Annotated in this window: 13 protein-coding genes and 2 tRNA genes; 4 read left to right on the top strand and 11 right to left on the bottom strand. The window is 65.1% G+C overall.

Going from position 1 to position 14,332, the window contains the following annotated elements; genetic code table 11:
- Positions 1-364: 364 nt before the first annotated feature.
- From ACQR10_RS12075 to ACQR10_RS12050, 6 genes are all read right to left on the bottom strand, one after another.
- Positions 365-715: a hypothetical protein gene (locus ACQR10_RS12075; RefSeq protein ID WP_315801018.1), complete on the bottom strand. Its 351-nt coding sequence runs from the start codon at positions 713-715 to the stop codon at positions 365-367.
- Between the two features lie 80 nt (positions 716-795).
- Entirely contained in the window at positions 796-1,476 is a 681-nt protein-coding gene (locus ACQR10_RS12070; RefSeq protein WP_316216012.1) for a transglutaminase-like cysteine peptidase, read from the bottom strand.
- A 601-nt stretch (positions 1,477-2,077) separates the two neighbouring features.
- Entirely contained in the window at positions 2,078-3,412 is a 1,335-nt protein-coding gene (locus ACQR10_RS12065; protein ID WP_316177046.1) for an HlyD family type I secretion periplasmic adaptor subunit, read from the bottom strand.
- Between the two features lies 1 nt (position 3,413).
- Positions 3,414-5,597 carry a type I secretion system permease/ATPase gene (locus ACQR10_RS12060; RefSeq protein ID WP_410051411.1) on the bottom strand — a complete coding sequence of 728 codons (2,184 nt, stop codon included), beginning with the start codon at positions 5,595-5,597 and terminating at the stop codon, positions 3,414-3,416.
- A gap of 252 nt (positions 5,598-5,849) precedes the next feature.
- A complete protein-coding gene (locus tag ACQR10_RS12055; protein ID WP_434911965.1) occupies positions 5,850-7,379 on the bottom strand; it encodes a TolC family outer membrane protein in 1,530 nt (509 codons plus the stop codon).
- 573 nt (positions 7,380-7,952) lie between these two features.
- A tRNA-Tyr gene (locus tag ACQR10_RS12050) sits at positions 7,953-8,038 on the bottom strand.
- 217 nt (positions 8,039-8,255) lie between these two features.
- On the opposite strand from ACQR10_RS12050, the gene rlmB reads away from it, so the two are divergent.
- Positions 8,256-9,086 (top strand): 23S rRNA (guanosine(2251)-2'-O)-methyltransferase RlmB, encoded by an 831-nt coding sequence (gene rlmB / locus ACQR10_RS12045; protein ID WP_316177041.1) that lies wholly within the window; start codon positions 8,256-8,258, stop codon positions 9,084-9,086.
- Between the two features lie 53 nt (positions 9,087-9,139).
- Here the strand turns inward: rlmB and ACQR10_RS12040 are convergent, their stop codons facing one another.
- Both ACQR10_RS12040 and ACQR10_RS12035 read right to left on the bottom strand, forming a co-directional pair.
- Positions 9,140-9,598, bottom strand: a complete 459-nt coding sequence (locus ACQR10_RS12040) for a hypothetical protein (protein WP_316216011.1) — start codon at positions 9,596-9,598, stop codon at positions 9,140-9,142.
- A gap of 67 nt (positions 9,599-9,665) precedes the next feature.
- Positions 9,666-10,127, bottom strand: coding sequence for a hypothetical protein (locus ACQR10_RS12035; RefSeq protein ID WP_315801025.1), 462 nt, complete (start codon positions 10,125-10,127; stop codon positions 9,666-9,668).
- 371 nt (positions 10,128-10,498) lie between these two features.
- On the opposite strand from ACQR10_RS12035, the gene ACQR10_RS12030 reads away from it, so the two are divergent.
- Together ACQR10_RS12030 and ACQR10_RS12025 are read left to right on the top strand one after the other, a co-directional pair.
- Positions 10,499-10,960 carry a hypothetical protein gene (locus ACQR10_RS12030; protein ID WP_316216010.1) on the top strand — a complete coding sequence of 154 codons (462 nt, stop codon included), beginning with the start codon at positions 10,499-10,501 and terminating at the stop codon, positions 10,958-10,960.
- A 194-nt stretch (positions 10,961-11,154) separates the two neighbouring features.
- Positions 11,155-11,229, top strand: a tRNA-Thr gene (locus ACQR10_RS12025).
- 53 nt (positions 11,230-11,282) lie between these two features.
- Here ACQR10_RS12025 and ACQR10_RS12020 read toward each other — a convergent pair.
- The 3 genes from ACQR10_RS12020 to ACQR10_RS12010 all read right to left on the bottom strand — a co-directional run bounded on the left by ACQR10_RS12020 (position 11,283) and on the right by ACQR10_RS12010 (position 13,435).
- Positions 11,283-11,879, bottom strand: a complete 597-nt coding sequence (locus ACQR10_RS12020) for a DUF2147 domain-containing protein (protein WP_434911964.1) — start codon at positions 11,877-11,879, stop codon at positions 11,283-11,285.
- A 94-nt stretch (positions 11,880-11,973) separates the two neighbouring features.
- Positions 11,974-12,636 (bottom strand): DUF3313 domain-containing protein, encoded by a 663-nt coding sequence (locus tag ACQR10_RS12015; protein ID WP_434911963.1) that lies wholly within the window; start codon positions 12,634-12,636, stop codon positions 11,974-11,976.
- 211 nt (positions 12,637-12,847) lie between these two features.
- On the bottom strand, positions 12,848-13,435 hold the full coding sequence (locus tag ACQR10_RS12010) for a TetR/AcrR family transcriptional regulator (protein ID WP_434911962.1): 588 nt from the start codon (positions 13,433-13,435) through the stop codon (positions 12,848-12,850).
- 319 nt (positions 13,436-13,754) lie between these two features.
- On the opposite strand from ACQR10_RS12010, the gene ACQR10_RS12005 reads away from it, so the two are divergent.
- Positions 13,755-14,267: a hypothetical protein gene (locus ACQR10_RS12005; RefSeq protein ID WP_434884261.1), complete on the top strand. Its 513-nt coding sequence runs from the start codon at positions 13,755-13,757 to the stop codon at positions 14,265-14,267.
- Positions 14,268-14,332: the final 65 nt, after the last annotated feature.

Below are 14,332 nucleotides of genomic sequence, written 5' to 3'. Positions count from 1 at the left end.
ATCGTTAAACTATTATTAAACGAGAATACGGGTCAATATTACCGGTTCTTGTTAATCAGACTTTAGGGACTTTGGGTAAATGCAGTCAAGTGCAGCGGCATTTGCGAAGGTAAACAAGGCTGTGCCTATGCTTCCGCCTAAGGGGCGGAGCTGCCTGAACGACAAGAATAAATGGAGGCGAGGCCTGCAGAATTACTGCCAATTCGCAGTTATTCAATCGCGCAATACTCGGGGAACAACACGCACGCTGTTGGGAATAAGAGCTTGCCGCCATCAAACGGCCGAAATGGAACCGGCCTCTCGCGAATTATTTGCGAAAGGCAGGAATTATTCTTGAAGAGGATTGAAGTCGCGGCAGATTGCCTCAGATGCGACTGACGACGCAGGCCACCGGTTCGTATTTGCGGAAATACAACAAAGCCTGGTCACCGATGCCATCGAGCCACACCCCGCGGCCCGCATAGCGATAGCCGTCGCCCATCGGGACGAGACGAACTGGAATCGCGCGATGGGGATGGAGGTAGAGCTGTGCGGTGACGATCTCGCCCGGCGCAAGCACGGGGCGTGAGCGCAGCATGTAGCTGCCGCCATTCTCGCAGGCGATCGAAAACGCCGCGCCCGGCAGCATCACCGCGTGAGCCTGCGCGCGGCCGATGAATCCACCGATCGCCGCCAGAGCCAATGCCCCGCAAATCATCACTTGTTTGATATTCACCCCGGCCCCCTGCTCGCCAGCTTCCCTGCGCGCATTAAGACCGTAAATGATCTCGGCTACAAGTCGTCCGCCTGCGACATTCAGAGCAGCAGCGGCCGACCCGGATCCCGGCCGCCGCCGATATCGGCTTCCGCCGCCGGCGTGACGTCGCTCTCGCTCTCGTGGTGCGGACGCTCGGCATAGGGCGCCGCGAACAGGCTGACGCCGCGGTGATCGATGGCAAACAGCGGCATGAAGGACTGCAGATCGCGGCCTTCCATCAGAGCGGCCCGCCGGTTGTCGAGCATGGACCATTTGCCGTCGAGCCGCACGGCGACGACGGCGTGATCCTGCCGCACGGCGAGGTCGCGGACCAGCAGCAGCTTGATATCCGATTCGGGCGTTCCCGCCGCCAGCAGCAGCGCGTATTTGGCGATCGCGTAATCCTCGCAGTCGCCGAGGCCGCTGCGCAAGGTCTGCAATGGCGAACTCCAGACGTCCGGCACGCCGTGTTGCTGGTCGTCGCTGACGTAGCGCACCGCCTGGTTGACGCCGCGATTGATCATTTCCGCGCGCGCGCGGCCGTCGCCAGCCGCAGCCGCCGACCGCGTCAGCGCGACGAAGATCCGCTCCGACGCCGAGCAGCGTGCGTCGTCGCCGTTGCAGCGTTCGATCGAGATCCGCTCGCTTGCCATCGCGCCCTGGATGCCGCGCCATTTCACCCACAGCACGCCCTCGGGGGCACGGAACGTCATCAGGCCGAACGGCTCGTCGCTTGGCATCGCGACCGCTGGTGCCTGCGGGGCGTCGCTGACGACTCCGGCGCGCCCGGATGCATCGGTCGATGCGACTTCCACGGGTCCAGAGGCGGAGCGACGCAGGCCGTCATGCTTGGCGAGCACGGCATTGATTGTGAAGAAACGGACGGGCGGCGGCACCGGCAGCGCGCTATCCGCAGTGCCCTGCGCAGACCTGCGGTTTGAAGTCTCGGCAAATGCGGCGCCGGCGCAACCGGCCCCCACCGACAAGGCAAGCACAAGCCCCAGCGCACGCGGGAGAACCCGCGGCCGATCGATCCGCAACATCAGTGACGCCCCGTATGCTCCGGGGCATCGGCCGACGTCATCGCGTCGATCCCTGTCCCGGTCGTTATCGGATCAGGGATAGGGCCGGCGCTGCTTCGGGCCGGTTAAACCGCAATGATGTTCGCCGCCAAGCTGCGAACGCGACTAATCACGGCCAACCGAACCGTGTCGCATTTGAACGATTCAGATTCTGGTAACGCTGCCGGCCGCGCAGGGCGGGCCCTGATGAGCGCAGCGGCGCCGGTGGCACGCACGCCTGCGCGGAGCCCGTACCCCGCGCGGGCACACTGCTCCTTGCTCAGCGCTCGCGCAGCGCCTCGTCACGCAGCATGCGCGCGGGCTTGACCAGATAGTCCAGCACCGATTTCTTGCCCGTCAGGATCTCGACGGTTGCGACCATGCCCGGGAGGATCGGAAGCGGCTGCTGGGCGGTGCCGAGATGGTTCTTCTCGGTGCGCACCATCACGCGATAGAAGGTCTCGCCGCGCTCGTTCTTGTCGCCCTTCTCATCGGTGATCGTGTCGGCGCTGATGCGCTCGACGCGCCCGTGCAACGAGCCGTACACAGACGAATCATAGGCGCTGAGCTTGACCACCGCCTCGTGGTTGGGGCGGATGAAGGCGATGTCCTGCGGACGGATGCGGCCCTCGACCAGCAGCGTGTCGTCGAGCGGCGTGATCTCCATCAGGCTGGCGCCCGGCGCGACCACGGCGCCGATGGTGGTGACGTTGAGCTTGTTGACGATGCCGCGCACCGGCGAGCGCAATTCGGTGCGCCGTACCCGGTCCTGCGCCGACTTGATGTTCTCGTCGAGCACGGCGAGATCGCCGCGGGATTTCGCGAGATCGTCTTCGGCCTGGGCGCGAAAGGCGGTGACGATGTTGAGCCGGCGCGAGCGCGCCTCCTGCACCGCGGCCTCGGTCTTCACGATGCTCGCCTGCACCACCGCGAGTTGCCCGCGCATGTCGGTGGCCTGGCGGTCGGCACGCAGCATCTCGATCTCGGGCACCACCTTCTGGTCATAGAGCTTGCGGGTCAGACCCAGCTCGCGATTGAGCAGCGCCAGCGTCTCCGAGAAGCGCTTCTCGGTCGCCCTGAGCTCGTCGATCTCCTTGCTCTTCTGCTGCTCCTGCTGCTGCACCACGTCGACGTCCTGCGCGAGCTTGCGCGCATGCGCATCGAACACGGCACGCTCGCTCTGGACCGCGCGCGGGGCGTCGGCGACGAGGTCATCGGGAAACTCGACCGGGCTGCGGCCCTCGGTCTCCGCCGCGAGCCGGATCACCCGGGCGGCCATCGCGCCGCGGCGCTCGCGGATCTCGCCGAACTGCGAAGCAAAATTGGTGTCCTCGATCCGCGCCAGCGGCTGATCCTTGTCGACGATCGCGCCTTCCTGCACCAGGAGATCGGCAATGATGCCGCCTTCCAGCGATTGCACCACCTGGGTCTGGCGCGATGGCACGACCTTGCCGTTGCCACGCTTGACTTCGTCGAGCACGGCGAAATGCGCCCAGATCAGGAAGGTGAAGAACAGGCCGAGCGAAGCGAGCAGCAGCATCCGCGCTGTCTTCGGCGTGCGCAGCTCGACGGCAGCGCGGATGTCGTTGGAGAACGCGAAATCGCTGTGCGCCATGTCACCTCGTCCCCTGGACCGGCTTCGCGGTGTGGCTCGCGGCCGGCGCCGCCGCGGGCGGCTGCGGACGCAGCATGGTGAGGATCTGCGCGGTCGGCCCGTCGGCGACGATCTTGCCGGAGTCGAACACCAGGATGCGGTCGACGAGGGACAACAACGACGGCCGGTGGGTCGAGACGATGATGGACATCTCGCCCTTGGCCAGCAACTTCAGGCGCTCGAGGAATTCGCCCTCGCTGCGAACGTCGAAATGCGCGGTCGGCTCGTCGAGGAACAGCACGCGCGGCTTACGGATCAGCACGCGCGCCAGCCCGATCGCCTGCTTCTGCCCGCCCGACAGGCTGCGGCCGCCTTCGGCGATCATCATCTCATAGCCCTGCGGATGGCCCGCGATGAAGGTCTCGACGCCGGCGAGCCGCGCCGCCTCCAGCACCTCCTCATCGGTCGCTGCGGGGCGGCCGAGCGTGATGTTGTCGCGCAGCTTGCCGTAGAACAGGTCGGTGTCCTGCAGCACGAAGCCGATGCCGGCGCGCAGATCGGCCGGATCGTATTGCTGGATGTCGATGCCGTCGATCAGGATGCTGCCTTCGGTCGGCGGATAGAACGCGGTCGCGAGACGGCCGACCGTGGTCTTGCCGGAGCCGACGCGGCCGATGATGCCGATCTTCTCGCCCGGCTTGATGTCGAAGGAGACGTTGTCGAGCGCCTTGGTCTGGCTTCCCGGATAGGAGAAGCTGACATTCTTGAACTGGATGCGGCCCTGGTTGATCTCGCGCGCGACGTAGATCTTTTCCGGCGGACGCTCACGGTCCAGCGACATCAGCCGGTCGATCGAACGCAGCGCCGACGTCGTCTGGGTGAAGCGCGTCATCAGGCCGGCGATGCCTGCGATCGGACCGAGCACGCGCCCCGACAGCATGTTGGCCGCCACCAGCGCGCCGACCGAGAGCTTGCCGTCGAGGATCAGGAACACGCCGACGACGACCAGCAGCAGGCTGCAGAACTGGCTCGCGACGCTCGCCGCGGTCATCGCCATCGACGCCCAGAACTGGACGTCCTCGCTGGAGCGCGCCTGCGCCGCCACCGAGCGCTCCCACACCGTCTGCACGCGGCTCTCGCCGGCGACCGCGCGGACTGTCTCCATCCCGTTCAGCGATTCCACCAGGATGCCGTGACGCGCGGCGGATTGCGCCTGCATCTGCCGCATCGCGCGTTCGAGCGGCCGTTGGATCAGCAGCCCGACGGCAATCATCACCGGCAGCATCAGCAGCGGAATCCAGGCGATGGGACCCGCGATGATGAACAACACGATGATGAAAACGACCGCGAACAGCATGTCGGTCGCCGAGACCACGGTACCGGACGTGAAGAACTCGCGCACCGAATCGAAGTCGCGGAGCTGGTTGGCGAGGATGCCGACCGATGGCGGCCGCTTGTCCATCTTCAGCGACATCACGTGCTCGAAGATGTTGGCGGCGAGCACCACGTCGATCTTCTTTCCGGTCATGTCGATGATGCGGCTGCGCACCACCTTGAGCAGGAAGTCGAATCCGATGGCCAGCATGAGGCCGACGCCGAGCGCGACCAGCGAGGGGATCGCGCCATTCGGAATCACCCGGTCGTACACGCTCATCGTAAACAGCGGCGCCGCCAGCGCCAGGATGTTGACGATGAATGCGGCGATCGCGACATGGCCGTAGTTGGCGCCGAAGCGGCTGACCACCGACCAGAACCAGTGCGTCTTCGACACCTCGCCGGCCGCCGCCACGCGCGGATCGACGACTGCGGCGGGCCGCACCAGATAGGCGAAGCCGACATATCGCGCCGCGACCGCCTCGAAGCGCTCGATCGCCGGCTGTTCGCGGCGCGAGGGATCGACGATGGTGAGACGGCCGGCGGCCTCGTCGATCGTCAGCAGGATGCGCGTGGTGCCGTCGTGAAACATCAGCACGCAGGGCAGCACCAGCGCGGGTATCTCGCTCAGCGGCCGTTCGACCAGTTGCGCCTCGAGCCCGGCCCGCTGCGCGGCGCGCTCGTACAGCGCGATGCTGAGCACGCCGCTTTCGAGCGGCAGTCCGGACAGCAGCGCGCTGCGGCTCAAGGCGCGGCCGTGATGAGCTGCGAGGTAAAGCAGACTGTCGCTGAGAGGATCAGCTGCCGGTACGGCTGTGCTCATCTGCGGCATCACATGCGCCGTCTCTTCGAGCTCGAACCTTGTCGGACGAATATTCAACAACGCCTCGGAAATCCATCTGGCCCAACGACCCACGCGGGCCTGCACCCATCGCTTCTTGCTAATAATTTGCTCTAGCCCAGTTCTTTGGCCTGCACCCGACTTTTTCGAGACTTTTACGGGTGTTTCTCGACAATCTCAGCGCAAAGTAAATGCATATGGTGAAAAGCCGGCGCGAGATGCACCGGCTTTTGTTAGTTGCAGCTATTTCGACGCGGGCCCGTTGAGGCTCTGAGCAAATCCGCCGTACTTTCCGGAGGTAACAAACAACGTCGTATCCTCGGGATCGCTCGAGGCCCACCGATCCCCAAAGGTAATCGGTGCAGGATGCTTCGGCGTACCATCATGCAGGCCGAACAGCGGCACCGGGCCTGCAGAGCTCAGCGGCTGCGGTCCGGGCGCCGGCGCACTCAGCCGAATGGGAGCCAGACTGTAGCCGATGAAGCCGCTCGGCGTATCCACCGGCTCGGTCTCCGGAGGATGCCCGGTCTTCAGGTAGTTCAGCATCTGGCCCATCGCGGCGAGCAGCTGATAGTCCGCGAACACCACCACACCGCGCGCAGACACCAGCGACACGTTGGCGTTGAAGTATTGGTTCTGCGAGTTGAGGAGATCGATCAGCGTGCGCTGGCCGAGCTCATACTCCTTGTTGTAGGCGACGAAGGTGCGGCGGGCCGCTTCGACATCGCGGACGAGAGCCGAGACGCGATCAGCCGTGATGATCCGAGCCGCCCAGGCCTTGTCGATCGACTCCAGCGCATCGCGCTGCAGGCGAGCATGCTTCTGCTGCTCCTGGATCATCCGCTGCGCGGCTTCCTCGCGGCGCCAGCTGTTCTGGCCGCCGTTGAAGATATCCCAGGACGCAACGACCTTGCCGCTGACTTCGTCGTAACGATTGTTGTAGGTGATCGATTCCTTGCCGGTCGTCGCGCGGCCTTCCAGCGAAAGCGTCGGCAGGAAGGTGCCGGTGGTGGCATCGAAGCCGCGCTTGGCGGCCGTCACGTCCGCCGCGGCAGCGCGCAGGGTCGGATTGAACTTGTAGGCGATGTCGAGCGATTCCGCCTTGTCGCGCGGCATGTCGGACAGCCGGCCGGGGAAACGCAGATTATAGGGCTCGACGCCGACGACCTTGCGGTACTTCGCCCGCGCCACTTCGAGGCTGAGACGGAATTCTTCGAGCACGGCCTGTGCTGCCGCGACCCGCTCCTCGGCCTGCTGCGTGTCGCCCTCGCCGGCCCGGCCGCCCTGGAAACGGGCCAGCACGTTCTTGCGCAGTTCGAGATGAACCTTGAGGTTCTTGTCGGCCAGCGCGACCAGCCTGGAGTAGCGCACCACGTCGACATAGGCTTCGGCGGCATCGAGACCGATCAGCTCGGTTCGCTCCAGCACGCGGTACGCGGCGGCATCGACCCGCGCGGCCTGTCGCCACACTTCATTGATCGAGGAAAAACCATCGAACAGCAACTGGCGGACCACCACGCCGGCCTCGCGGCCGCGCAGGTAGCGGCCGTTATTGCTCGGCGACGGCGAGACATACTGCTTGAGCATCTCCGGCCCGGCGCTCGCATCGAGCCGGACCTGCGGCAGCAGCGTGCCCTGGGACTGGCGAAGCTCGGCTTCGGTGGCCCGCCGGTTGGCTGCGGCCTCCCCGACGCCGGGATTGGTCTTCACCGCCTGGTTGATGGCATCCTGGATGGTGAACGGCTCAGCGCCCAATGCCGGGCTGAAGCTCATTCCCACAACGCATATCAAAATGGGTGTATATATGCTCTTGAACATACGGAACCGATAACAAACCCGAGATCGGCTCGCAACGCGACTCGCCACAGTTGCGGCGAAAAATCGACCGGTTGTGGCAGAATAGCTACGCTCCGCCATATTCTCCGGAGCGGGGATTTCAGAATCTGAAGCAAAATCAAAGCAGTGGGAATGAAGTAAAGCCGAGGCGGTGATTTAAAGTCAGCTATTTATTTCACAAAGAAAAATCTCGCCTCGGAGAATGTCGAGTTTTTCGTGTTTGTCTTCAATATGGACCGCTTCCGCGCCATTAAGTGAGATGGGCCCTCAAGCGACACAGCGGAACGGCAACAGGCGATCAGTCGCACGCCATTGCCACGCCGGCCCGCCACGACGGCCGTGAGCAATCGCCGCCCCGGCATCAAGGAACAACGAAGGATCCAATGAATATCGCGACCGACCGCCGGGCCCGAGATGCGAGGCATATATTTCGACGCACGGTCTGCAGCGAAACAATGGCTAAGGGGGTCCATTGCCCTCGAAAATCTCGTCGAGCTGAAAGGCAGTAGATGGTGGGGGAGGCAGGACTCGAACCTGCGAAGCCATGAGGCGGCTGATTTACAGTCAGCTCCCTTTGCCACTCGGGACACTCCCCCGTATCGATGGCAATTCGGGCCGGCCGCGGAACAGCGGCGTCGGGGACCATCAGCGCCATGGAGACGGTAAGACCGCGGGGCCCGGATGAGCGGGCGCGCGCGGCCGGGGCCCTTATGATCGAACCCGCCCCTCGAAGTCAACCAAGGGACGACGAATTTTCCCGCCTGAGCGGTGCCAAATTGCCAGAATCCGCAGGCCGTGACAGAAGCTCGTGCCATGAGCGAACGCGACCGAAAGCCCCCTTTTCGCCGTCCGGGCGGCAAATTCTCCGGCAAACCGCGCGGATTCGAGCGGCCGCAGCCGTGGCGTGAACGCGACCACGGCTCGGATGGCCCCGTCATTCTCTATGGCTGGCACACCGTGACCCTGGCGCTGGCCAATCCGAAGCGGAGGATTCGCAAACTTTACCTGACCGAGAACGCTGCGCGGCGGCTCGCCGACGAGCGGATCGAAACAAGGGTGACGCCGGAGATCGTGCGCCCCAGCCAGATCGACCAGCGGCTCGGTCCGGACGCCGTGCACCAGGGCTTGCTGGCGGAGGCAGATCCCCTGCCCTCGCCGGACATCGACACGCTCGCGGCCGAGGGGCTGATCCTGGTGCTCGACCAGATCACCGACCCGCACAATGTCGGCGCCATCCTGCGCTCGGCGGCAGCATTCGACGTGAAGGCGATCGTGACCACCGCCCGCCACAGCCCGGAGGCCACCGGCGTGCTGGCCAAATCAGCCTCCGGTGCGCTCGAACTGGTGCCGATCATCACGGTGCAGAACCTCGCTCGCGCCCTGACGCGCCTGAACGAGCGCGGCTTCCAGACGGTGGGGCTGGACAGCGCGGGCGAGCAGGACATCGCGGCGGTCGCCTTGCGCGAGCCGCTCGCGCTGGTGCTGGGCGCGGAGGGCAAAGGCCTGCGGCAATTGACGCGCGAGACCTGCAGCGTCGTGGCACGGCTCGACATGCCCGGCGCCATCAAGAGCCTCAACGTCTCCAATGCCGCCGTGCTCGCGCTCTATATCGGCGCGACCCGGATCGGATTGATGCCGAAATGATCAAACGCCCGCGCGCCGAGGCGCACGGGCGTTGGCCTGAACGAATGTCCGGATCAGTAGTAGCGGCGCAGCACGCGCTGGCCGTGATAGTAAGGGGAGGCGCCCCAGCGATAGGCGTGGCGGCGATGGTGATAGCTGTAGACCGGCAGCGCCTGCTCCTCATAGGCCGGATACGGCGCGAAGGCGCCTGGACCGCTGTAGGTCGGCCCCTGGTTGACGTAATAATACTGCCGGGTCGGCTCGGACAGCCGCTCATAGCTCGCGCCGCAGGCGCCGCAGCCGTGGCCATAGGTGTAGCCGGGCTGATAGAAATATTGCGGCCGATACGTCACCGTCGGCTGGTACGTCACGGTCGGCTGATAGGTGACCGTCGGCTGATAGGTGACCTGCGGCGCGCAGGGGGTGGCGTAGCCGCACGGGCCGCAGGCGGTGGCGCCGCAGGCCGCGGCCGGTGCGCTGCCGGCGACGGCGAGACCGGCAATCGCGACAAGTCCTGAAATTACTCCACGCATAATTCTCTCCTGTTGATCTGTTCTTGCTTGTCTTGCTTGTGTTTGGCTGTCGATGGTGAGTTGCTCGCTAGCGGCGGTAGGCCGGCGGCCGATTGGGATAGCCGCGCGGATCACCATCGGGCGGAGCCAGGATGACGGCAGGCGGATACATCGGCACCGCCGGCTCCGGCGGCTGCATCTGGGATTGAGCGCCCCACGAGCGGGAATAGCTCTCGGCGGGTTTCGGCAGCTTGCGATCGGCCGGCGGCTCGATCTCCATCCGGCCATAGCCGGGCCTCGCTCCGAGGGTCGGATAGTAATGGCCGACATATGGCTCGGGCGGGACCGTGCGGCCGCCATAGATCGTGGGCTGCATGTATTGACCCTTGCCGAGACTGGACTGGCCTTCGACGACAGCATAGGAGGCATCGATGCCGTCGATGACGACGGGCACGCCGGGTCGCTGGGGAATGACGATCTCGAAGCCTTCGCTCGCGAGCGCGGCGGAAGAGGTCCCGATCACAATCACAAAAGCCGTTGCAATACGCATGAATTCACGCCCCGGTTGCCGTCCTACAAATACCGCAACGCGCGCCCTGATGGGTTAAACGCGCACATCAATCTGCCGGTAAGACTAACGCGCGAGCCATCATTCCGGGTTAAAGCTCCGGTCGGGTTCACGCGTGAGGGTTAATGGCTGATCATCAGCCCGCGCGGTCGCGACCATCGTGCGCAGCCCGATCGCGGATGTCACCAGCCCGACGGCTCCCTCAACCGCCCGGTTGGCCCGCTAGCCCCGCACGCGACGATCGCGATCAGTGTCGACAACGCGCGCCGCCGGCCGTCGTGAAAAACGGCGTGACCGCGGAACGGCGGCGGCCGGAGGAACTTAGGAGTTGGGGCGCAACGACGGAGTCATCCATGATCAGATCTGCAATTCTCGGGGCTGCTGTTCTCGCGACCGCGCTGGCCGGCCCGGCCATGGCGCGCGACATGCACCACCGCCACCACATGGCCCGCCACGACGGCGCGATGATGCAGCAGCGCGCCGACGCCGGCTGGACCAACAATGGCTGGAACAACGACTGGAATCGCCGCGGCACCGGCTTCTGGCCGGCTGACGTCGCCGCCGGTGCCGTCGGCGCCGCCGCGGGTGTTGCTGGCGCAGCCATCGGAACCGCCGGCGCCATCGCCACCGCGCCGTTCCGCACCGCCGACGCCTATGCCTACGGTCCCGGCCCCTCTTACGGCCAACCGAGCTATGATCGCGGCCCGAACGGCTACTATGGCGACTGGAACAGTTACGCGACCCGCAACGGCCTGGTCTGCCGCCCCGGCACCATGTTCAAGGGCAGCGACGGGCTGATGCACATCTGCCAGTAAAGATCGAGCCGGAGCGGCTTCGACGATCGGCTCCGACAGGGGCGGCCCAACGGCCGCCCCTTTTTGCTGGGCTGATGGGAGAAGCGGCGTTCACGCGGGGAGTAGCCGGACTGCATCAACTCTGGTAGGAACACCGCGCTTCGCGAGACCTCGTCGCAAACTGACGACGAGATCTGCGCCACCAATGTGCCTTCGCCGGCTTAGCTCAGCGGTAGAGCAGCGGTTTTGTAAACCGAAGGTCGGGGGTTCAATCCCCTCAGCCGGCACCAGCTTCCGTGCAGCTGGGATTTGCTGCGGCAATGGCTGTCACCGGCTTTAGGCGTCAATTCGCCCTCGTCCTGACGGCTGGCTTGGCGATGCCGCTCGCCGACGGCGGCCTGGGCGCAGTCCACTCTGGATCCGGCAACGGCCCGCCGCCCGCGCCGGTCGCTCCGATGAGTTGGCCGGGCACCTGATCAGTGACCAACGCCCAACCTTGCGTCGCGCAGAACAGCCCGAGCAGACAGCCCTTGACCGCCAGAATCTTCGGGCCATCGCGCCAGATCGAGACGGCATAGGTCTTGCCGTCCTCGGCGTTGTAGACCTCGCCGCTGTGGCGGCCGTCGGCGTTCAGCTTCAGGCCGAGCAGCATCTGGTGGCCGAGCAGCAGACGGCCGCGCCTGGCCGGATCGGGATTCAGCCGGTCGCGGAACGGCTGCCCCTTGGCATCCGCCACCTCCTTCATCCAGACGATGTAGCCGCAGACGCGGTCGGCCATCGCGCCACAGCGCTCGATGCGGACGCGGGCGCGGCCGTCCTCGGTCAACCATGTGCCGACCGGATCGCCGACGGGAGCGGCGTGACCACGGCCCTCCGCCATCGACAGCAGCAGACTGACGACGATGCGCAACCCGACGCGCAGAACGAATCTCAATGTCATGTCCAGGGACCTCATTGTCTCCATGGCCTCGAGCCACGCGCTCGTCCGATGCGGTGCCATCTGCCCGCGCGGCGCGATCGTTCGCACGGCCCGCTCACTGGAGCTGTGCGACCAGGGCCTCGGCGCCCTTATCGATTCCGGCCTCGGCGGCCGCGAGCGCACCAACGCTGGCTTTGATGTCGTAGGGCGAGGGATATTGCTTGCTGACGAAGGCGCTGAGCAGTCGTCCGCTCGCGGCATCGAAAATCTCCGCCGCATAGAACACCGAGCCGGTCAGTAGTCCTTCTCCGTCGCGTGCACTCTGCACGCCGTTGTAGACGGCTCCGGCGAGATCGAAGCGGGAGGCGATGCCGAGCACCGGCGTATTGGCGACGGCGCCGGTCAGGGTCAGCCGCACGCGCAGGGTATTCGGCCCACGCTGATGGACGATCTGGAAGCGTGTCGAGAGACTTTCCAGGAAGCGCTGCTGCATGTAGGCGGCAAGCGCAGCCTTGTCCCGATCGGACATGTCGCCGAACTGGTGATCCGCGCCGCGATAGATCACGACCGGATCGACCGTCACCTTGTCATAGCTGCGCCAGTCGGCGGCAGCCGCGTAGCGGTAAGGCACCCGGCCCGAGGGATCGGATGTGTTGGGCGCCAGATAGCGCGCCGACGCCACTCCGGTATAGGCCACCGGCGTCACCGTGTTGCACCCCGCGCAGAGGCCTGCGGCGGCGATCGCAGCGAAGCCGGACATCCGAAATCGACTCGTCATCCCCTTCTCCACGACTGCGGCGCCGCTGCCAGCGCCTCACATGATCATCTTTATAAACCGACTAGACGGTTTGTAAATGGCAAATCGAATGAGAAGGAATGCGCGGTCGACAGGGACTTCCGGCGGCATCGAGCGCCATCGGACGCAAGCCAGCCCGACTTCGCTCAGATTGAACCGTCCAAGGCTGGAGATGGCGCCGAGCTCGAGGGTGTCACCGCTCCCCGGTCGTCCCGGCCTGCCGGAATGCAGTCCATTGCTGGTCGTCGAGCAGGCGGGCAAACAGACGGTCCAGGTCCGGCTGCTCCAGCGGCGAGACGCGCAGCATCGTCATCAAGGCAAGCCCACGTGCCGCCGCCCATCGCAGAACCGCGAGATCGGCGTCATCGGCCTCGCCGCGGATCTCGGCTACTCTCTCGGCATCCTTGGCACGGGCATCGGCCAGCAATCCCGGCTCCTGGGCGAGCGCCCCGAGCATGGCCTGCGCCACCGAATATTGCTGTGCGATCAGCTCCCGCGAGATCGCGATCTGCGTCGCGAGCTCGGGCTGATCAGCCGCTTTGCCGGCTTCAGCCCTGTACCTGCTGGCGAATTCGTCGAAATGCAGGATTTGCTGTTCCAGCAGAGCCTTGAGCACCGCTTCCTTGTTGGGAAACTGGTGCATCAGGCCGCCCTTGCTCAGCCCGCTCTCGCGGGCGATGGCGTCGAGCGTCAGCCGCCCCGGACCATCGCGGGCGATGATGGTGAGGGCGGCGGTGAGCGCGGCCTTGCGCGACCGCTCGGAGCGTGAAGGGTTGTCCATCGAAGACTGCGAAGTGCCCGGACGGTGCACGAAGGTTGCGAGCAGATGATCCCCGAAGTCCGGGGCGGCTCGGTCATAGGGGCGAGCCGCCCTCCTCTGTCAAGAAGAGCTCCGGAAAAACCCGCCGCTTAGGAACCATTTGTACGCGACTGGATTTCCGGTATCGCCTTTGGCGGGTGGGGACGAAACGGGTTCAGACTGTGGCAATATTGTTGTCACATCTCACCTAGAACTCCTGCTTATCCCCAGAAGTCACTGGTCTTCAACTTGATTTCGTCAGCCGCTTTTGTTGCAATTGAGGCATCGGGGGACAAGCGTCATGACGTGGAAAGAAGAGCGTGATGCGCTGATCGCGCAGACCATGGCCTTCGTGCAGTCGGTCACCGGCAAGCCCGCCGACTTCGCCCAGTTCGAGCTGCCGACCGTTCCGGTCGGCACCCCCATCACACCGCAGCAGGCCGTGGCCGGTCGCCCGACGCATGCCGCTGTCGAGCACGTGATGGCGAACACCGTCGAAACCGAGGCACGTCGCGGCGGCAACGTGCAAGTTGAGATCTCCGATGCTGTGGGGGAGCCTGCAAGGCCGAGAGCGCCCGACGCCATCGCGTCCGAGGCTTCGTTCGCCACCGCGAGCCCGGTCCCTGGGGAGCGTTTCACAAGCATCGCCTCGCAGCTCGATCTCCAGCGCGACATGCAGGCGGAGATTCGCGCCCGCGTCGCGCGCTTCCGGGCCCATCAGGAGCGCTTCAATCGGGAGCGTCAGGAATATTTCAGCGCGACACTCGCGCGCCTGAAAGCATCGGCCGGACGGAGCGCCCTCCCTGAGGACTAAAGGCGACCGCGCCAAGGATCTCCGATGGCCGAGGGTACACAAACGTATCCGCAATCGACACGCCG

It is taken from the genome of Bradyrhizobium sp. HKCCYLRH2060, from assembly GCF_051168135.1.
In the GTDB taxonomy this organism is placed as follows: Bacteria; Pseudomonadota; Alphaproteobacteria; order Rhizobiales; family Xanthobacteraceae; genus Bradyrhizobium.
This window is presented reverse-complemented; position numbering and strand designations above follow the sequence as displayed.

Excerpts from the sequence above, each read along its gene's own strand:
- ACQR10_RS12070 (WP_316216012.1), bottom strand. The coding sequence starts at position 1,476 with ATGCCAAGCGACGAGCCGTTCGGCCTGATGACGTTCCGTGCCCCCGAG.
- ACQR10_RS12065 (WP_316177046.1), bottom strand. The coding sequence starts at position 3,412 with ATGGCGCACAGCGATTTCGCGTTCTCCAACGACATCCGCGCTGCCGTC.
- ACQR10_RS12060 (WP_410051411.1), bottom strand. The coding sequence starts at position 5,597 with ATGCCGCAGATGAGCACAGCCGTACCGGCAGCTGATCCTCTCAGCGAC.
- ACQR10_RS12055 (WP_434911965.1), bottom strand. The coding sequence starts at position 7,379 with ATGAGCTTCAGCCCGGCATTGGGCGCTGAGCCGTTCACCATCCAGGAT.
- rlmB (WP_316177041.1), top strand. The coding sequence starts at position 8,256 with ATGAGCGAACGCGACCGAAAGCCCCCTTTTCGCCGTCCGGGCGGCAAA.
- ACQR10_RS12040 (WP_316216011.1), bottom strand. The coding sequence starts at position 9,598 with ATGCGTGGAGTAATTTCAGGACTTGTCGCGATTGCCGGTCTCGCCGTC.
- ACQR10_RS12035 (WP_315801025.1), bottom strand. The coding sequence starts at position 10,127 with ATGCGTATTGCAACGGCTTTTGTGATTGTGATCGGGACCTCTTCCGCC.
- ACQR10_RS12030 (WP_316216010.1), top strand. The coding sequence starts at position 10,499 with ATGATCAGATCTGCAATTCTCGGGGCTGCTGTTCTCGCGACCGCGCTG.
- ACQR10_RS12020 (WP_434911964.1), bottom strand. The coding sequence starts at position 11,879 with ATGACATTGAGATTCGTTCTGCGCGTCGGGTTGCGCATCGTCGTCAGT.
- ACQR10_RS12015 (WP_434911963.1), bottom strand. The coding sequence starts at position 12,636 with ATGACGAGTCGATTTCGGATGTCCGGCTTCGCTGCGATCGCCGCCGCA.
- ACQR10_RS12010 (WP_434911962.1), bottom strand. The coding sequence starts at position 13,435 with ATGGACAACCCTTCACGCTCCGAGCGGTCGCGCAAGGCCGCGCTCACC.
- ACQR10_RS12005 (WP_434884261.1), top strand. The coding sequence starts at position 13,755 with ATGACGTGGAAAGAAGAGCGTGATGCGCTGATCGCGCAGACCATGGCC.